The following is an 18717-nucleotide window of genomic DNA, read 5'->3' as shown; positions in this document are numbered from 1 at the left end:
GCGTTGTGGCTGATAGACCGCCCTTGCTACAGCTTCATAAAGTTCGTTGCCTCCCCCTATGTGTAGTTCGGTTCCAGACCGGTGGCTAACCTTTATCTGGGCTGGATTGTCCAGCTTGATTGCCTTAGCTTTGCTTGGCGCACTCATTKCCACACTCCACGGCAACCACCTTGTTTCACCAAAACTTACTCCTTGACTTGCAAAGGCCCTAGTCACAAACTCGGTCAGACATCCATTGCTTTTATGATGCTGACCAACGTATGGATAGTAGTAATCGCCAAGGGCATAGTTCACCTTTAGCTTATCACTGGCATAAATGGTACCTAACAGCATCAACCAGACTATTAAAATTCTCACAGGATGTCCTCCTTCTTCAATTCATTAGTCAGAGCTTAACTTCATTTCATTTAAAATTCATCAGTTTCATCATTGATGAGCATCAAACGGCAAATCACTTTTTTTGCTGCATACACATATTGACTTCTGCGAAATCAATTCCTACGATGTGGTGCGTAGTAAACGTTAAGAACATCATCAACTAAAGGAGATTACATGAAAAAGATTATCACGTTAACCAGTGCAGTTCTCTTGGCAGGCTCAATAACTGCATATGCTGCAAGCGCACAAGATGTTACCAAGGCAGAAGTAAAACCTGCTGCTGAAAAAACTGCTAAACCTGCTAAAGTCGATATGAATCAAGTCAGCTATATTATTGGCTACGAGATGGGTAAAGGCTTTAAGTCTCAAGACATTAAACTTAACACCAAAAAACTAAATGCAGGACTAAAAACTGGACTCGCCGGCAAAGACTCTGAGATTAGCGAAGACAAAAGTAAAGAAATCATGCAGACCTTCCAAATGGAAATGATTCAAAAAGCACAGGCTAAAATGAAGAAAGAAGGTGGAGAAAACCAAAAAGCCTCCGACGCTTTTATGGCTGACATCGCTAAGATGCCAAATGTTAAAAAAGCTGCTGATGGGATTTACTACCAAATTATTACCGCAGGCAAGGGCGAAATTCCTGTAAAAACCGACACAGTAACGGTAAATTACACGGGCACAACCCCTGCGGCTGATTTTAATAAAGATGCAAAAAAGGGTGCTGCCAAACTTACTAAGGGTGAGCTTTTAGGTAGCGTATTTGATAGCTCTGAAAAAACTGGCAAGCCAGCGACATTCCCATTAAATCAGGTTATACCATGCTGGACGGACGCATTAAGTCAAATCCCAGTTGGTTCAACGGTTATTTTATACTGCGCGCCTAAACAGGCATATGGCGAAATGGCTCCTCCACAAATTGGACCAAACCAGGTCTTAAGCTTTAAAGTTGAACTGTTAAAAGCAGAGAAAGCGCAGGCTGATGCCTCAACTCAGACCACTGCTGATAAAAAGGATGAGTCAGTAAAAGCTAGTGCTACTGCTAAATAATTTGCTTTAATACGCTTATCTCAAGCCCGCTTTTGTGGGCTTTTTTGTTTGTATTTTTAGGCTCCCATCTTTCCATCTACTGTCACCCTGTGAGAAGTCGCATGGGTCATTTGGGAACTGGGTTCCCGCCTTCGCGGGAATGATAGTGGAGAAAATTTTGTCTAAGCCTATTTTTAAGATGAGGATTTTATGAAAGTCATTTCATTTAACGCGAACGGTATTCGTTCAGCAACACGCAAAGGCTTTTTTGAATGGTTTGCAAAGCAGGATGCTGATTTCCTTTGCCTCCAGGAAACCAAAGCACAATTTGAGCAACTAAAAGATGATTCAGTTTATTTCCCCCCTGGCTATCACTGCGCCTATACTGACGCTCAAAAGAAAGGCTATAGTGGCGTTGCTATTTATGCTAAGCAAAAACCTCAAAACATCATCCACACATTAGGTATTGATTGGGCAGATAACGAGGGTCGCTATATTCAGTTTGACTATGATGACCTTAGCATTGCCTCGATTTATATTCCCTCGGGCTCTAGCGGAGATGAACGACAAAGCTATAAAATGGATTTTTTAGACAAATATACATCAACCCTTGCCAGACAGATGCAAAGCAAAAAACCCTTTATTATCTGTGGTGATATCAATATCGTACACAAAGAAATCGATATCAAAAACTGGAAACAAAACCAACAGACATCAGGGGTGTTACCAGAGGAGCGTGCCTGGCTCCATCATATTTTTGATGATATCGGCTGGGTAGATGCTTTTCGTATTGTGAATAAAAAGCCAGAACAATACACCTGGTGGTCTAACCGCGGACAAGCCCGAGCAAAGAATATTGGCTGGCGAATTGATTATCAATTGATCAGTCCAGCATTCAAAGACAGGGTAATCACCGAAAGCATCTATACCAATGAATGGTTCTCAGACCATGCCCCCTTATCGATCACTTACCAGGAGTAAGGGTAAAACTCCACCAACAAAAAAGCCTGCAACTGCAGGCTTGAAAATTAAAAAATAGAAAGTTGGGGAGTCTTTTCTATTTTTTAGAAGTAAACAGAAATATCCAATGTATAGGCATTGGTATGTTGGCTGTTGTACATGTGCATATAAACATATTCCAGACCAATCAATACATTTTGGGTAAAGAACGGACGTTGAGCCGATGCGACAACCATTTTGTTGACGCCTGAGCCTGGGTAAACGACTGAACTTACATTACCTGCTGCAGTTGCTCCTGATGTCGTTGTATAACTATTCTGTGCGCCGCCAGTTAAGGTAATCGGTAAATTATTGGTGTTATATGCACCGTTATAGGAAATATTAAAGTTAGTTGAACGACCATAGATCTCAGGTGAGAAACCTGCCTGCACATACCATGCTCCTGCGTAGCCATTATTGGTCATATCTGACTTGTTGGTGGCTTGTGCCCAGCCAGCGCCGACACCATAGATATCATAATTCAGACTGCCGTCAAAGTTGACCGCGCCAATACGTGTCTTGCTGGTTGCAGTTTTCGTTGTGGAATCAAACGAAGTATTGCCCGTACCATTAACATTGTAAACATAGCCACCATTAATACCATAAGACCATTTACCCACTTCATCACCATAAAATGCGGCATACACAAAGTCACTGGTATGATCATCCGTTTGGAACAGCGTAAGGTTGGAGCTTAAGCCATCCTTATAGTATGCCAATGAAGCGTTATTCACACGACCTGGTCTAAATAGCATTTGCGTCAATGAACCTGTCCACGGACCACCTCCTGAGAATGAACCTAGTGGCAAACGATTTTTACCAATGGTTGCATACAACGGGAAGGTATCCAAATTACCAAACATTACAAAGGCATCATCTATCTTAACTTTATAGCTGTCTGAAGTGTCCGTTGCCAATGAAGTTTCCACTGTCACATAATGTCCCAAGTTGGCTGCAACATAAAGCGTAGCGGTGGTAATAGGCAGACCTTTGCCTGATTGATAAGTTTGTGCTCCTGTTTCACCTGCAACAGGCTTTCTTACAATAGGACTACCATTCCAAACTTGCGGATCTGCTTCTAAGTATCCACCAAATACTAGAGCCCTGTCGCTGTACTGGTTACGCTGCTTCAAAATCCCTAAGGCAAACTGCGACGAGTTTAACATTCCTAATGGAATGACATCATCATGAATATCTGAGAACAAGAAATTCTGAATTTGTCCCATATTCGTTGGCACGGTGACACCATGAGTCTCATCATGCTCTGCACTACCTGTGCCCACTGCATTGACATCGTCGCTTGCTGATTTTGCCAGCGCTTCCTGGCTGGCTTGCAGCGCCGCAATCTCCTTCTTTAACTCTGCAATCTGTGATTGTACTGACTGGTTATCTGTTGCCTGAGAATCAGCATCCTGAGCATAGACCACCGTTGTAGCCGATGCCGCAAGCATCGCTAGAGTTATTTTTTTAAACATATTTTCTTCCCCTTCCTGATTTACTGTTTAATGATGAGCAATTGTACTGACGAGTAAAAATACTCCACCACAAGATAACTGATGACAAAAAAAAAGAAAAGTACGAAAGCTTGGTTTTCATGAAATAATTATGGAGTAACGCCAACAAATACATTACATTACCCGCAAAATCTCAATATCCCCTTATTTTATGACAAAAAACTCCCTCTGTGATGTGCTTATTATTGGCGCAGGACCCTCTGGTGCTGTTACCGCAGCAATTTTAGTGCAAAAGGGTTATCAGGTAACCATGCTCGAATCCACTGCTTTCCCTCGCTTTTCAATYGSWGWARRMCWAYTGMMMMAARAWCAGGGTGCCTCGGGCCTCATGATAGATTTTGTATATCCATACACAAAATCGAATCGGCTATCCTCGGCGGTATAAATTTTGCCCGGGCCGCCCGCCTCAACGGTGCTTGTCCTCACAAATTCGCTACGCTCATTCCGAACAGACAACACGTTTCCGATTCTACTCTACGCCTTGGGTAAAAGCTTTTTCACAGACTTCGCTCTGGCGCCTTCGGCACGTCGCTTGCTGATCAACAGCGCAAGGCTACCCGGGTCTACTCGCCCTCGCGTTCCGCTATCCATGGCTCGCAGCGATKGAGSWTKWGSWAMWGMCTAAYCKCMYKSWTKRTRWTAAAGAGGCAGGCTTTCAATTTAAAAATGGTGCGGCTTTTGCATACCATGATCACTACACTGAGTTTGATTTTAGCCAGAAATTTGGCGGTGGATTTAACAGCACTTTTCAAGTGGAGCGTGCCATTTTTGACAAAATACTAGCCGATAAAGCACAAGAATTTGGCGCTACAATCATCTACCAACAGCGCGTCACCAACCTTGAGTTTACTGACAAACTGCATACAGTGATCACCTGTGATGAAACCAACAACCATCATAGTTATCAAGCGCGATTTGTATTAGATGCCAGTGGTTTTGCGCGAGTGTTACCTAATCTGCTTAAACTGAACCGTCCAAGTGAATTTCCGCCACGCATGTCTATTTTCACCCACATTAGTGCGAAACTTGATCGGCGGCTTTTTGATCAAAATAAAATCCTTATTAGCGTCCATCCAAAACATGCTGATATATGGTTTTGGCTTATCCCACTTAACGATACCAAATACTCTATCGGCGTGGTTGGCGAGCCGCATTTACTCGCAAAAGCTCAATTAACCCCCGAAGACCAACTCATGGAGCTGATTCAACAGACCCCAAATCTGTATACCATCTTAAAAGACATAAGCCTGACATGCCCCGTGCGAAAAATCACAGGGTACGCCCAGGATGTCAGCACACTTTACGGTAAGGGTTTTGCGCTTCTTGGAAACGCAGGCGAATTCCTGGATCCCGTTTTCTCATCTGGGGTAACCCTTGCCTTAAAATCTGCAGTTCTTGCGGCTGAAACACTTGATCTAGAGCTTCAAGGCAAAGAGGTTGATTGGCAAGAAAGCTTCGCCAAACCTTTACAAAAAGGAGTGAATACGTTTAAGGCCTATGTGCGCACTTGGTATACAGGCGAGCTGCAGCAAATTATTTTCAGTAACAGACAACCCGAAGAAATTAAAGCAAAAATTTGCGCCATTTTGGCAGGTTACGCCTGGGATGAAACCAATGACTACGCCACCGATGCCAGACGCAAATTAAGCCTTCTTGCCAAAGTGTGCACAACACTTGGACAATCAAACTAGCTGCTTAAGTCTCAATTTTGAATTCAACATTCAACATTCAACATTCAACATTCAACATTCAACATTCAACATTCAACATTCAATATGCTATCATGCGCAGCATTGAAATTTGCGACTATTCTCTATGCCCAAACACAATAATACGCTTGGCGTTGTCATTATTACTAAAAACGAAGAAAAAAATATCGCGCGTTGCCTTGAATCTATTAAATGGGCGGATGAAATCATTGTTGTGGATTCTGGCAGCACGGATAAAACGATTGAGATTGCTAGAAGATATGGTGCTAACATCATCGAAAGACACTGGCCAGGAGATGGACCACAAAAACACTTTGGTATTTCCAAGCTTACTACGAGCTGGGGACTTGTCCTTGACGCTGATGAAGAAGTTACTCCCGAGTTAGCAAAATCCATTAAGGATGCACTGGAACATCCCAGGTATAGCTTTTATAAAATGCATCGCAGGTCGTTCTTTTTAGGTAAGATGATTTGCCATGGTGACTGGGGCAAGGACTGGATCGTCCGTCTGTTTGATCACACAAAACATCAATGGACACATGATATTGTCCATGCCAAACTGGATGTTTCAAAGAAACACGCAGGAAGCTTGACAGGGGAGCTTATTCATCACTCACAGGACAGTGTTGCCAGTTCTTTAAAAAAAATGAACGACTACAGTGATGGCACTTCGACCATTCTGTGGCAAAAAAGTAAAAAAACATCACTCATTAGCGCCTGTTTTCATAAACACTGGACTTTTTTGCGTGGATTTATCTTCCGCTTGGGCTTTTTAGATGGTTCAAGGGGGTACTTAATTGCCAAGCTTTCTGCCTATGGTTCATATTTTAAATATGTGAAATTGTGGGAAAAACAGCAGAATGCAAAGTAATATTTACCAGGGGCTTATTTCTGTCGTTGTCTCCACTTACAACTGGCCAGAAGCGCTTCGACTTGTATTGACCTCATTAAATAATCAAACCGACAAAAACTTTGAAGTGATCATTGTTGATGATGGTTCGACTAATGAAACCAAAGAAATGATCAACGCGTTTAAAACTCAAGCAAAATTTCCGTTACAGCATTTATGGCAAGAAGATAAAGGGTTTCGCCTATCAAGATCTCGCAATATGGGGATTGCTGCTGCCGCAGGCAATTACCTGATTTTTATTGATGGTGACTGCATTTCTAGACCAAACTTCATACACAATCATCGCTTATTAGCGGAGTCTGAATATTACGTCGCAGGCAACCGTGTTCTTTTAAACAGTAAATATACTACTTATCTCCTTAACACCCAAACTGATGTTTCAACCAAAAGCCTATTGTACTGGCTGTGGCACCGGTTTTTAAAACACATTAATCGCTGGCATACGTTACTTACGTTTAATTTAGCCAGTAAAGCGCGATACAAGCACTGTTGCGCATGGCAAAAGGCCAAAGGTTGCAATATGGCGTTTTGGCGGCAAGATTTATTGACGGTGCACGGCTTTGAAGAAAAAATTTCAGGCTGGGGTTATGAAGACTCTGATTTGATGATTCGCCTCATCAATAAAGGCATCAGAAGAAAATCAGGCTATTTTGCCACAGCAGTTTTGCATCTTTGGCATAAAGAAGCAGATCGCTCACAAGAAGAAGGCAATCTTAAACTACTGAATGAGGTTAAAACAAGCAATAGAAAATGTGCGATGGAAAGCATTCTTGGAGACCAAACTAGTCCATGAATAAGCAAAATACACTGACCACACAAGTTACAACATCAAAGAACGTTTTACTGCTTAGTCACACGCTGGTTATTGGTGGCTCAGAACGTGTATTAGTAAACTTGACCAACCTGCTTCGCGCTATGGACTACAACGTGCATATATTGACTTTAAGGACCAATATTGAATTTGAACTACCAGAAGATATTATCTTACATGATGCCAAAGTGCCCAACTGGTTGAGATCTAAATATCTATACGAGAAATGGTATGCTCACGCAATCCATAGACTTGATAAAACCCACCACTTCAAGTGTATTTTTTCTAACTTTTTAACCGTCAGATCATGGCTTAACAGAGAGTTAGAGGCAAAAACATTTTATTACCTGCATTTTGACTACACAATTCCATATAAAAACCTCTTAGCTAAGGCTCAAAAAAAGGCAGTTAAGCTTAGGCACAAAGTTTATAAGTATTACAACAATAGAAATGTGATTTCGGTATCACAAGGAGCCGCCACATCTTTAACAGAATTATTTAGAGTTAAACCCCAAAAACTGCATATTCTCTATAATTTTTTTGATTTTAACCACATAAGGGAAAAAGCTTCTGAATATCTACCACCGATCAAGCAGCCTTACATTTTGCATGTTGCACGCTTCGATCTTGCGCAAAAAAGACAAGATATCTTATTGGAGGCTTTTGCACAGCTTACTTGTGATATTGATCTCGTGATGATTACTCAACCAAATCAACAATTATCCGAGATGGTAGCCAAGCATCCTAAAGGTCATAAAATCCATATCATTCCATTTCACCAGAATCCTTATCCATGGTTTAAGCAGGCTGAAGTTTTTGTTTTAAGTTCGGATTTTGAAGGTTTTGGCAATGTACTAGTTGAATCACTAATTTGTGGAACGCCAATAATCAGTACTGACTGTGCCTCAGGTCCCAGAGAAATTCTTTCAGATAACTTGACAAGGTGGCTTGTTCCAATAAATGACGCACCTACCCTTGCCAAAACAATTAATAGTTTCCTCCATCAGAAAGTTATTTACGGTTTTGATGAAAATCAAATTATGAAATTTAGCACAGAAGTTGCACGACTAAAACTAAAGGAAATCATAGATCAATGAAAAAACATATTAAACCAGCTTTTAGTTTATTAATTTGGTTTTTCTTGCTACTTATGTTTTGTGGTTATTTTAGTTATCACAATACGGCATTCCTTACCATAGGTGCTTATAGTGCATTTGCGCTATCACTAATAGTGCTGGTACTTTATGGCTCAACATCTAACATAACACACCTTCTGCACTCAAGCTGGGAAAAGAATAAGAATTTGTACATCACTTTTTTAGCCTATGTTCTTTTTTTATTTATCTCCTCATATTTTTTTACCTACAACAATATGCGAAGCGATTCAATACAGGCTGTTTATGAAGACATTCGCTATGCCATTATTCTATACATTGCATTATTTACACTCTTTATCTTAAAACAAGATGTTGCAAAAAATATATTAATCATTTTGATTGTCACCCTTACAATGTTGTGTCTCATCATGCCCTTTAAGTCATACCTTGCACCCTTGCTAGTTCAGGGCGTCCCAGAGCCACTTTATTTAGCCTTCAGATACGGTTATGTTTACCCCATAACATTACTTTTTCCATGCTTACTTTCGTCGGTATCGATATTTAAACAAAAATGGTATTTGTATTATGTGATTTTTTTAAGCATTGCTATTTATAGCATTGTCATATTATCAGGTGGAAGAGGATCATTTTTGACTATTACAGCGGAGCTAATTTTGTTTCTTATCTACACATACAGGGCTGTCTCAGTTAAAAAAATGTTGCTTTTCATAGCGGTGGTTACTGTTATCTTGGTAGCCACTATCTCCGTGATTTACCATTTTAACCCTACAGTTCACGGCAAAGTTGACCAAAGTTTTTTAGGTAACGACTTTTCCTCAGGACGAGTTGCAATAATCGAAACTCGAGCACCTATATTTTTTGAGCATACCTCCATTCTCTTTGGGACTGGATATGGAAATAAAGTGTACCAGCAATTTTTAGCTAACCATCATGCTCCTGAAATTATAGGTCGCCAAGAATTTGAAAACCATCAAAAAGTCTTTAGTTATTTCCATGACGAGCCACAGTTTTTGGCGGTCTTTTATGAAAGTGGGATAATCGGTTTAGTTCTTTTTGCTATGTTTGTAATTACCTTTCTATTGGCTTGCAAAAAAACAGCTAACAACAACTCTTTTTTAGGTGTACTTTCCATAGCTATTGCTTTTGGAATCATTGGAAATACTTTTGTGTTGGGTCTTGTAGAACACACTTCCGCAAAAAATTTATTCCTATTTTGCGCTCTCCTACTTACAATCGGCATAAGCAGCTCGACTCAAACCAAGACAAAAAATGAAGCGAAATAATATAAATATAATCACTCCCAGCATCAAACTTGGTGGCGGCATGGAACGCTATATTTGTGAACTGGCAGAACGGTTATCCGTTTACTACACAATTAATGTCTATTGTCTGAAGTACGACGGTAAAATGTTTGCCAACAATCAAAATATCACTGTTCACCAAAGTAAAATCCTGAGTAAATTTCCGCGCTTTCTCACATATATCTTATTTGCCATGAAAGTGTTTCTAAAAACCAGAAATCAAAATACACCTAATATTTCAACTGCACGTATTTTTAACCCGACCCTTGCCATTGTTGGAGGCACACACCAACAGCACAATATCATAATGGGCAAGAAAAATGGCATTTATGATCGTATTGAAATTTTTCTTGAGAAACAGCACTATAAAAATGCTAAGGGCATTATTGCCCACTCACCACTAATGGTCGATGAAATCAATAGCTATGGACTGAATGTAGCTGCGAAAATCACGATGCTATTTCCACCTGTTGATCTTAATCATTTCAGCTTCACTAGCTGTGATAAAAAGGCTGAGTTTAGAGCAAAGCTTGGGCTGCCACAGGATGCTTACCTCGTATTCATAGCAGGAACAGAAGATAGTAGAAAAGGAGTACCCGAGGCCATTAAAGCAATTGAAGTACTGGGAACACCTTATTATTTAATAATCTTTGGTAAAACCTGTAAACTCCCGCTCCCCGCGAATGCTAAGCATTTTGGTGTCGTTGAAAATATTGAAGAATACTATGCCGCGACCGATGTTGTGCTTGTCCCCTCAATCTATGAGCCATTTGGCTTAGTTGTGGTTGAAGCACTACAAATCGGTAGACCCGTTATCTTATCAGGAAACGTTGGCGCGAAAGTGCTGGTAAATTCACAAAACAGCATGTTGCTCGCACAACCAAATGCTTATCATATTGTAAATTCGTTGACAGCAGCCAAAGAAAAACAATGGCAACTGGATGATGATTACATTAGTAAACAGAAACTAGACTGGTCTACGCACATTGAAAGTTTAATAAAGCTTTTGCCGCTCGCTTAAAAAGCTTTGTATATCAGCAATAACCTCTTCTGGTTCTGGCTCTATGATGTAATCTGAAGTCTTTTTACTTTCATAGATTTTTAACCGATTCTTCGTAATAGGCTTTGCAGGGATTACGTGATTCTCCCAAAAGAAGCATAGCATGGCTTTATTGAGTGCTTCAGCAATATGCATAGGACCAGTGTCATTGGTGACAACTAGTTCACACAGATCAATGACTGCTGCAAGCTCCATTACCGTGTTATGACTGCCTAGCTTCAGTACATTTTTACAACCTTTAGTAATCGTTTCTATCAGTTCACATTCTCTTTGATTACCTGCAAAAACACAGTAAAACTCATTTTGGTCAAGCCATATGACTACCTGTCTAAAAAAATCAGGATGCCATTGTTTTTCCTTAAAACTCGCCCCTGGCTGAATGAATATATATTTTTTACTTTGAGCATAGCCTATCAAAACTTTAGCTTTTTCTTGATCTTTTTGTTGCGGATAAACTGAAAGATAGTATTGATTGTCTGGACTGGGTAAGTTTAGGTTTAAATACTTTGCTAACAGCCTTATTCTCATGTGTATTTTATGTAAGGTTTCAAATTCAGGTGAATCGATACCTCCGGTTAGAATACTGCTAGCTTTACACTCAGGATAAATACCAAAATATCTACCTGGGCTTCCAAGATATCCAACATAAGCAATAAAACGCTTCGAGGTGTGAAAGTTAAAAGTCTCAGAGAATGGCGTTCGCAAAATAGCAATGAAGTTCCTAACTTTGCCAGAGAATGACTTTTGATCAATCCAGAGCTCATAAATGTAAGGGTTATTAAGTAGAGCCTGTCCTCCAATCACAGATGACAGCACGGTAACACGAGTCTTGGGAGAGGTTTCGTGCAGATATTGCAGCGCCGCGGTTGCCCATAGCGTATCACCCATGGCGGTATTAGATAACACCAATATATGCTCTTTGCTCCTCTTTGATCTTTTTGCAAAAAAAGACAGTAATTTAATTAGTATCCAAAGAGAAAAATTTTTTATTCTTCTTGTCATTAAACCATAATCAGTCAACCGCTGACATTAGCGAGCATTTTACCTGCTAAATTTTCGATATGCACCTATCACACGTGTAAAGAATGGCTAAATCCTTAACCCAATTAAAACCAAATTCCCCAATATTTTTGCCTTTACTTGTATTAAACTACTGCCAAGTATTGATTTAGCGCAGTAAATCACCATTGTGACCATTAACCATAAAACACCACATTATCATTTTATCGGCATCGGCGGCATGGGGATGTCTGCACTCGCGATTTTTGCTTTACAAAAAGGTTACCACGTTTCGGGCTCTGATCTTCAAAGTTCCGACTTAACCCGCAAACTTCAGAAGCTTGGCGCCAAAGTCGCTATTGGACACCATGCAGATCACTTATCTCATCCTGATGCCATTATTTACACCTCCGCCATGAGTAAAGATAATCCAGAATATCAAAAGGCATTGGCACAAAACATTCCGATTTTTCACCGTGCTGAATTTCTGGCGTTTTTAGCCGAAGATTATCCTGAGCTTATTGCAATAACTGGAACTCATGGTAAAACCACGATTACAAGTCTTATCGCACATATCATGAATGAGGCAGGACTTAATCCAAGCTTTATCAATGGCGGACTTGCCAATAACTTTGTCCATCATGCCCATGCCAGCGACTCTCAATATATGATTATCGAAGCAGATGAAAGCGATGCTTCTTTTCTGAAAATCCACCCGAAACACATTATTATCAGCAATGTTGATCTGGATCATATGCAGACTTATCAGCATCAAATTGATCTTCTTATTTACAGCTTTGCAAAATTTGCCACACAACCTAACGTAAGCGGTGAAATTCTTATCGGCAGTGATAGCAGCAGTGCCTACCAATTGATCAAACGAATTAAAATGCAAAAGCCACAAGCACTGCATTATGGCTTACAGCAAGATATGGATGTTTACATTAAAAACTTCCTGCAAAGCGACGTCTGTGCAAATTTTGACATTTTCTTTGGCGATGAAGTACTACGTAATTTCTCAAGTCCATTGCCTGGCAAGCATAATGCAGAAAATGCTCTGGCTGCGATTGCGCTTTGCTTAAAGTTTGGCATTGATGTAAACCTTATTAAAAAAGCCTTGCTTAGCTTCAAAGGCATTTATCGCCGTTTTAACCACTATCAGACCACAATTAACACGCATAATATTGACCTGATTGATGACTATGGACATCACCCCGTTGAAATTCAAAGCACCTTAGATGCTATTCAAATCCAGTTTCCCAAACGCCGTTTGATACATGTCTATCAACCGCATCGCTACACACGTACACGCGATTTATTCAATGAGTTTATTGCTTGCTTAAAAAATTCAGATGTCTTGATTTTAATGCGCACGTATTCAGCCAGTGAGGCGCCTATAGATGGGGCGCATGCGATTGATCTATTTAATGAATTAAAAAAGTCACATCACAACTGCTTTTATGTCGATACCAATGAAAAAACGAGCGACTTACTCAATAAGCTTGTCGCGCAAAATGATGTTATACTCGTGCAAGGAGCAGGAGACATAGCAAAATTAGTTGACTTATTAGTATGAAAACCTCTAAGCATTCTGAATCACAAAACATTGAATGGAAATCTTCCTGGCAAGATGAGTATTTAAAATGGATATGTGGCTTTGCCAATGCACAAGGTGGAAAAATATACATTGGTGTTGACGACTATGGAAAAGTCATTGGACTATCAAATGCAAAAAGGCTTCTGGAAGAGCTACCGAATAAAATTCGTGACCATCTTGGTTTAATGCCAAAAATTAATCTGCTTATTCAGGAAGAAAAAGCATATCTTGAAATTATTGTTGAACCCTCAGGCGTCCCCATTTCACTGCGAGGGGCATACTACTGGCGCTCAGGAAGTACAAAGCAAGAACTCAAAGGAAATGCTTTAACTGATTTTTTAATGCATAAGATGGGCGTAACATGGGATAGCACCATTGAGGAAAATGCAAGTTTAGACGACATTGATGAAGCAACCATTGCGAGTTTTAAGTCTGATGCGGCTTTGGCAGGGCGTCTTCCAGATCTAAGCAAATTAACGCCTAGAGAAGTATTAAAAAAACTACATTTAATCACACGACATGGTATAACGCGTGCAGCTATCATTTTATTTGGTAAAGACCCTGGCGAGTTCTACCCTAACCTATTTGTAAAAATAGGTCGTTTCGGCAAAACAGGTGTCGACCTGCGCTTTCAGGAGGTATGTGAAGGCAATCTGATTCAGATACTGTATGACGTAATAGAGCAATTAGAAAAGAAATTTCTGATCAAGCCTGTTCGATTTGAAGGGATCAAGCGTATTGAAGAGCTGGAGTATCCTGTGACTGCTCTGCGTGAAATGCTACTAAATGCACTAGTTCACCGTAATTACCTTGGCAGTATGACGCAGATGAAAGTCTATGATAGCCATCTGACACTATGGAATGCAGGGATATTGCCTGAAGAATTATCCATTGAGCAATTATTTAAAACCCATGAATCTATCCCTCGCAATCCCTTGATCGCGGAAGTATGCTACCGAGCAGGTTATATCGACTCATGGGGACGTGGTATTGAGAAAATTGCCGATGCTTGCAAGCGTGCATACATGCCAAGCCCTAAAATTACAGAAAGGTCTGGAGGTATTCTGCTTGAGTTGCACAAAGCACTCAACTTAGGTAATGAGTTGGGTAATGAGTTGGGTAATGAGTTGGGTAATGAGTTGGGTAATGAGTTGGGTAATACTAAATTTAAGATACTAACCGAAATGAAAAATAACCCTAAAATTTCAGCAGCACAAATATCCAAAATACTTTCAATAACTACCTCAGCTATCGAAAAAAATATTAAGCAACTTAGAGAAGCAGGTTATATTCAGAGGATTAGCGGCACAAGAGGTTATTGGAAAATACGTGAGAAAGTTATATGAATGCGGCAATAAAGGTGAACTGTATAAACACAACAATCTGTTTACTTGAAGCATGCCATCTTAGAGCATGCTTGCACACAAATTAAGGTATGTAGAAGAGTTTATGAAAAACCAAATCGAACGCGGGGTTTTATATGTTGTTGCCACACCCATTGGTAACTTGCAGGACATCACTCTGCGTGCGTTAGAAGCGTTAAAAGCTGCTGAGGTCATTTTTGCTGAAGACACACGTGTTACCAGAAAACTCCTGGAGCAGTATGGCATTAAACCACCGGTGCTTATCTCATGCCACGAGCATAATGAAGAAGCACGAGTTGACCTGTTAATTCAGCACTTGAGTGAGCATAAAATTACGCTTTTGGTCAGTGATGCGGGAACTCCTTTGATTAGTGACCCTGGCTTTCATCTGGTCAAAACCATTAAGTCCCAGGGTTACAAAGTAGTCCCACTGCCAGGAGCTTGCGCATTGATTACAGCATTATCCTCTGCAGGACTTGCTACGGATAATTTTCAATTTAGAGGTTTTCTTCCCGCTAAATCAGGAGCTCGCAAAAAAATCCTGCAAGGCATTGAACACGCCACGATGACGAGCTCCTTTTATGAGTCAACACATCGCATTGTGGCAACCTTGCATGACATTGCTGATACGCTGCCCAATCACCAACTTGTCGTTGCAAAAGAGCTCACCAAACAGTTTGAACGCTTTATGGATGGTACAGCCGCGGAGATTTTAACGCTCTTTAGCACAGACCTTGCCTTGACTAAAGGTGAATTTGTCATTCTTATAGAAGGGAAAAAAAAAGGAAAAGCCTGAAGCAACCTCCATCGATGAAAATCGATTACTGACTTTACTCATGCAGGAGCTACCAATTAAAAAAGCGGTGAGCATTGCAGTTGAGCTGATGCAGGGCAAAAAAAACATGCTTTATAAAAAAGCACTCAAGCTGCAGGAAAGTCATCCAGAATATAAAAAAGAGCAGGAATAGCAACACGATGGGAAGAGTTAGTTTTACGATCAAAATGAGCTGGTATCAACGCAATAAAATCAAAGCCATAGCACAAAAAAAGCATCAGGTTGAAACCGTTACTCAATTAAACCCTGACAAGCTCGAAAAACTCGGAATTCGATATATTGCTTTAGACTTTGATGGAGTTTTGGCTCCCCATGGTCAGCCCTTACCCAACCAGGTCATTTTTGCCTGGCTTAAGCTTTTATGCCAAAAATACCCTGAACAAAATATCTTTATTCTTTCCAACAAGCCGACAGTAGCGCGCGCGCAATATTTTGCACAACATTTCCCCAATATTCGTTTTATTGACGGCGTGGCAAAAAAGCCCTATCCAGATGGTTTACTTAAGATCCAGGAAATCGCTCACTGTAAATCGCATGAATTAGCACTGATCGATGATAGACTCCTCACAGGGTGCCTTGCCTGCATTTTAGCAGGCAGTTTCCCGATTTTAGTCACAAAACCTTATCACGATTATGTTAGGCGTCCTTTTCAGGAGAGCTTTTTCGGGCTTTTGCGCTTTGTTGAGAAATCAGTTTTTCTTTGAAAAATTCAACGACAGTGAGCAATTCGCATGCTAGAATTAATCATTGTGAATCATGATGATTAAAGGTGATTTTATGCAGAAAATACAAGTGATGTTAGAAGACAACTTGGCCAAGAGCCTTCAGGCTAGCGCAAAAGAAGCAGGACTATCGACAAGCTCATATGCCAGACTATTGCTTGCTGACGCTTACAGAAAGACACTTTCCCCGCTAGAGAAATCTTTATTAGAGACAAATGGTGATGTGCACTGTAGTGGCGAAAACTTTTTAAAAGAACTTGATGAGATAATTAAAAATGCTTGAAATCATTCAGAAGAAGCGATTCATTAAGTCTCTGAAAAAATACCGTGCTAATAAAGCTGTCCTGCAAGAACTTAGAATCGTTATTGCACTTCTGATCAGCGAAAAACCAATTCCCAGGAAATACAAAGATCATGAGCTAAAAGGCAATTTAAAAGGGATTAGGGAGCTGCATTTAAAACCTGATGATCTGCTTTTATACATCAAAGTCGATAGTAACAGTATTACACTCATAGACATTGGCAGTCATGCCGGTATTTTTGGAATGTAATTTACACTTGCTGCAAAATTTTTTTTGCCCCTTGAATAATCATTTTTTCAGCCAATGCCTTTCCTAAATTTTCTGCATCTTCACCAATAAACTGGTCACGCAAAAGCATTTTCCCGTTTACAGTTGCTACCATGGCAGTTAATAACAGCTTATCCTGCTCCTTCCTACAAAATGCAGCAATTGGCGCATGACAACCGCCCTGTAACGCTTCATTAAAACTGCGCTCTGCTAACGCACACTCTCTGGCATCCTGATGATCAATTTTACTTAATAACTCTTTGATCTGTGTGCTTTGAGATAAGTATTCAACCACAATAATACCCTGACCCACAGCAGGTAATGAAATATTTACATCAATAAAGCTGTTAATCCTTGCTTGTAGACCTAAACGAATTAATCCCGCTGCTGCCAGGATAATCGCATCATACTGCCCATCATCGAGTTTTTTTAAACGAGTCTGTACATTGCCACGCAAATCGCACATTTTCAAATCTGGGCGATAGGCTAAAAGCTGTGCCTTACGCCGTAAGCTTGAAGTCCCCACAACCGCACCCTCTGGCAGGTCATCTAACTCAGCAAAATCATTAGAAACAAAGGCATCTTGTGGATTCTCACGCGCACAAAATGCCCCCAAAGCAAAACCCTCTGGCAATTCATAGGGCACATCTTTTAGTGAATGCACGGCAATATCTGCTTTGCCTTCCTCCATGGCCACTTCAAGCTCTTTCATAAAAAGCGCTTTGCCACCGATTTCATTGAGCGGACGATCAAGAATTTTATCCCCTTGGGTTTTCATGGTTATGATTTCACAAGTTAAATCTGGATGCGCTTTTTCTAATAAATCCTTAACATAGTGACTTTGCCACAATGCCAATTTGCTATCCCTCGAAGCAATGGTGAGTTTAGTTGGCAGTGTCATTGATTAGCCTATAGCAGGATTGAATAAACCGACTAATATCCTTAATCTCTGGCATACATACACTATGCTCCATGGTATAGCGATGAAAACAGGTGGTAATGCCTTGCTGCTGCAAAGTATTATTTAACAGCTCTCCTGCGGCAAGTGGAACCACTGAATCTTCAGTACCATGACCTATAAAAAATGGCGTATTTCTATTTGTCAGCGTGAGTTTTTGCTTAAAGTAGTCCCAATCAGGTAAGTAAGTTGATAACGATACAATGCCTGCAAATTTATATGCCATGGTAAGCCCAGCTAAAGCTGCAATAGCACCCCCTTGTGAGAAACCCGCGATGATGATATTTTCAACTGCAATCCCGCGACTAAGCTCTGCTTGAATAATTTCATCCAATGCGCTTAGTGAGTCTTCAATCCCCTTACAATCAATATCCCGCCTAATATCATCAATGCGTTTGATGTCATACCACGCACGCATTTTCATTCCCATATTAATGGTAACAGGCTGCACAGGAGCATGTGGGAAGATAAAACGAATCCCCGCATTTTGAGGTAACGTGAGCTCAGGCACGATAGCCTCAAAATCATGCCCATCGGCACCCAAACCATGTAGCCAAATAACGGCGTGCGTTGCCTTCCGCCCTGGTTCAACAGTTACTAACTCCAACATAGTCTACACTCGCAAATGTTAATTTTAACAATGGACTTGTGCAAATAATTTGCCCAAGCGTGTCGGTGTGAGTAATCAGTGTCACACTCACACTCAAGTAATGGACGGAAATATAGTCTCACCACCTTAAAAATACCGCCATTATGAAACACATTAAACTTGAATGCCAGCAACATACGTGGCAAATTATGCGTGCTTGATAATTTAGTAATCAATTTATTTTAGGAGTTTATA

The 18717-nt window shown here is 40.4% G+C and carries 19 protein-coding genes and 2 pseudogenes; 16 read left to right on the top strand and 5 right to left on the bottom strand.

Features of this window, described 5'->3' with window-relative positions; genetic code table 11:
* The coding region (locus CU053_RS03735) for a hypothetical protein (protein WP_158106978.1) at positions 1 to 357 on the bottom strand (357 nt) is incomplete at its 3' end.
* Positions 358 to 552: 195 nt separating this feature from the next.
* Here CU053_RS03735 and CU053_RS03730 point away from each other — a divergent pair.
* Both CU053_RS03730 and CU053_RS03725 read left to right on the top strand, forming a co-directional pair.
* Positions 553 to 1428, top strand: a complete 876-nt coding sequence (locus CU053_RS03730; protein ID WP_100550755.1) for an FKBP-type peptidyl-prolyl cis-trans isomerase N-terminal domain-containing protein — start codon at positions 553 to 555, stop codon at positions 1426 to 1428.
* A gap of 189 nt (positions 1429 to 1617) precedes the next feature.
* Positions 1618 to 2388 carry an exodeoxyribonuclease III gene (locus CU053_RS03725; protein ID WP_100550756.1) on the top strand — a complete coding sequence of 257 codons (771 nt, stop codon included), beginning with the start codon at positions 1618 to 1620 and terminating at the stop codon, positions 2386 to 2388.
* An 83-nt stretch (positions 2389 to 2471) separates the two neighbouring features.
* On the opposite strand, the gene CU053_RS03720 is transcribed toward CU053_RS03725, so the two are convergent.
* Positions 2472 to 3881: an LbtU family siderophore porin gene (locus tag CU053_RS03720; RefSeq protein WP_100550757.1), complete on the bottom strand. Its 1410-nt coding sequence runs from the start codon at positions 3879 to 3881 to the stop codon at positions 2472 to 2474.
* 190 nt (positions 3882 to 4071) lie between these two features.
* Here CU053_RS03720 and CU053_RS03715 point away from each other — a divergent pair.
* From CU053_RS03715 to CU053_RS03685, 7 genes and pseudogenes are all read left to right on the top strand, one after another.
* Positions 4072 to 4305, top strand: a pseudogene (locus tag CU053_RS03715) (FAD-dependent monooxygenase).
* Between the two features lie 217 nt (positions 4306 to 4522).
* Positions 4523 to 5611, top strand: a pseudogene (locus CU053_RS03710) (NAD(P)/FAD-dependent oxidoreductase).
* Positions 5612 to 5735: 124 nt separating this feature from the next.
* Positions 5736 to 6500, top strand: coding sequence for a glycosyltransferase family 2 protein (locus CU053_RS03705; RefSeq protein WP_100550758.1), 765 nt, complete (start codon positions 5736 to 5738; stop codon positions 6498 to 6500).
* A complete protein-coding gene (locus CU053_RS03700; protein WP_100550759.1) occupies positions 6490 to 7332 on the top strand; it encodes a glycosyltransferase family 2 protein in 843 nt (280 codons plus the stop codon). The genes CU053_RS03705 and CU053_RS03700 overlap by 11 nt, the downstream gene beginning before the upstream one ends.
* Entirely contained in the window at positions 7329 to 8447 is a 1119-nt protein-coding gene (locus CU053_RS03695; RefSeq protein WP_100550760.1) for a glycosyltransferase, read from the top strand. Before CU053_RS03700 ends, CU053_RS03695 begins: the two co-directional genes overlap by 4 nt.
* Positions 8444 to 9751, top strand: coding sequence for an O-antigen ligase family protein (locus CU053_RS03690; protein WP_100550761.1), 1308 nt, complete (start codon positions 8444 to 8446; stop codon positions 9749 to 9751). The genes CU053_RS03695 and CU053_RS03690 overlap by 4 nt, the downstream gene beginning before the upstream one ends.
* A complete protein-coding gene (locus CU053_RS03685) occupies positions 9738 to 10790 on the top strand; it encodes a glycosyltransferase family 4 protein (protein WP_100550762.1) in 1053 nt (350 codons plus the stop codon). The genes CU053_RS03690 and CU053_RS03685 overlap by 14 nt, the downstream gene beginning before the upstream one ends.
* On the opposite strand, the gene CU053_RS03680 is transcribed toward CU053_RS03685, so the two are convergent.
* Complete coding sequence (locus tag CU053_RS03680; RefSeq protein WP_233263330.1) at positions 10764 to 11735, bottom strand: glycosyltransferase family 9 protein; 972 nt, start codon at positions 11733 to 11735, stop codon at positions 10764 to 10766. The two genes, CU053_RS03685 and CU053_RS03680, sit on opposite strands and share 27 nt — an antisense overlap.
* 283 nt (positions 11736 to 12018) lie before the next feature.
* On the opposite strand from CU053_RS03680, the gene murC reads away from it, so the two are divergent.
* The 7 genes from murC (at position 12019) to CU053_RS03650 (ending at position 16897) form a co-directional block, all read left to right on the top strand.
* A complete protein-coding gene (murC, locus tag CU053_RS03675; protein ID WP_100550764.1) occupies positions 12019 to 13404 on the top strand; it encodes a UDP-N-acetylmuramate--L-alanine ligase in 1386 nt (461 codons plus the stop codon).
* Positions 13401 to 14771 carry an ATP-binding protein gene (locus tag CU053_RS03670; protein ID WP_100550765.1) on the top strand — a complete coding sequence of 457 codons (1371 nt, stop codon included), beginning with the start codon at positions 13401 to 13403 and terminating at the stop codon, positions 14769 to 14771. Before murC ends, CU053_RS03670 begins: the two co-directional genes overlap by 4 nt.
* Before the next feature lie 103 nt (positions 14772 to 14874).
* Positions 14875 to 15585, top strand: a complete 711-nt coding sequence (gene rsmI / locus CU053_RS03665; RefSeq protein ID WP_199244200.1) for a 16S rRNA (cytidine(1402)-2'-O)-methyltransferase — start codon at positions 14875 to 14877, stop codon at positions 15583 to 15585.
* A gap of 10 nt (positions 15586 to 15595) precedes the next feature.
* Positions 15596 to 15757 carry a hypothetical protein gene (locus CU053_RS06560; protein ID WP_407643791.1) on the top strand — a complete coding sequence of 54 codons (162 nt, stop codon included), beginning with the start codon at positions 15596 to 15598 and terminating at the stop codon, positions 15755 to 15757.
* Positions 15758 to 15764: 7 nt separating this feature from the next.
* Positions 15765 to 16328 (top strand): YqeG family HAD IIIA-type phosphatase, encoded by a 564-nt coding sequence (locus tag CU053_RS03660; RefSeq protein WP_100550766.1) that lies wholly within the window; start codon positions 15765 to 15767, stop codon positions 16326 to 16328.
* Between the two features lie 73 nt (positions 16329 to 16401).
* Positions 16402 to 16629, top strand: a complete 228-nt coding sequence (locus tag CU053_RS03655) for a hypothetical protein (protein WP_158106975.1) — start codon at positions 16402 to 16404, stop codon at positions 16627 to 16629.
* Positions 16622 to 16897 (top strand): type II toxin-antitoxin system RelE/ParE family toxin, encoded by a 276-nt coding sequence (locus CU053_RS03650; protein ID WP_100550768.1) that lies wholly within the window; start codon positions 16622 to 16624, stop codon positions 16895 to 16897. The genes CU053_RS03655 and CU053_RS03650 overlap by 8 nt, the downstream gene beginning before the upstream one ends.
* Position 16898: 1 nt before the next feature.
* Here the strand turns inward: CU053_RS03650 and hemC are convergent, their stop codons facing one another.
* Both hemC and CU053_RS03640 read right to left on the bottom strand, forming a co-directional pair.
* Positions 16899 to 17816, bottom strand: a complete 918-nt coding sequence (hemC, locus tag CU053_RS03645; protein ID WP_100550769.1) for a hydroxymethylbilane synthase — start codon at positions 17814 to 17816, stop codon at positions 16899 to 16901.
* Positions 17800 to 18483: an alpha/beta hydrolase gene (locus CU053_RS03640; RefSeq protein ID WP_100550770.1), complete on the bottom strand. Its 684-nt coding sequence runs from the start codon at positions 18481 to 18483 to the stop codon at positions 17800 to 17802. The genes hemC and CU053_RS03640 overlap by 17 nt, the downstream gene beginning before the upstream one ends.
* Positions 18484 to 18717: the final 234 nt, after the last annotated feature.

This window comes from Caedibacter taeniospiralis, assembly GCF_002803295.2.
GTDB classification, from domain to species: domain Bacteria; phylum Pseudomonadota; class Gammaproteobacteria; order Francisellales; family Francisellaceae; genus Caedibacter; species Caedibacter taeniospiralis.
The sequence above is the reverse complement of the archived record's forward strand: the minus strand, read 5'-3'. Positions and strand labels throughout refer to the sequence as shown.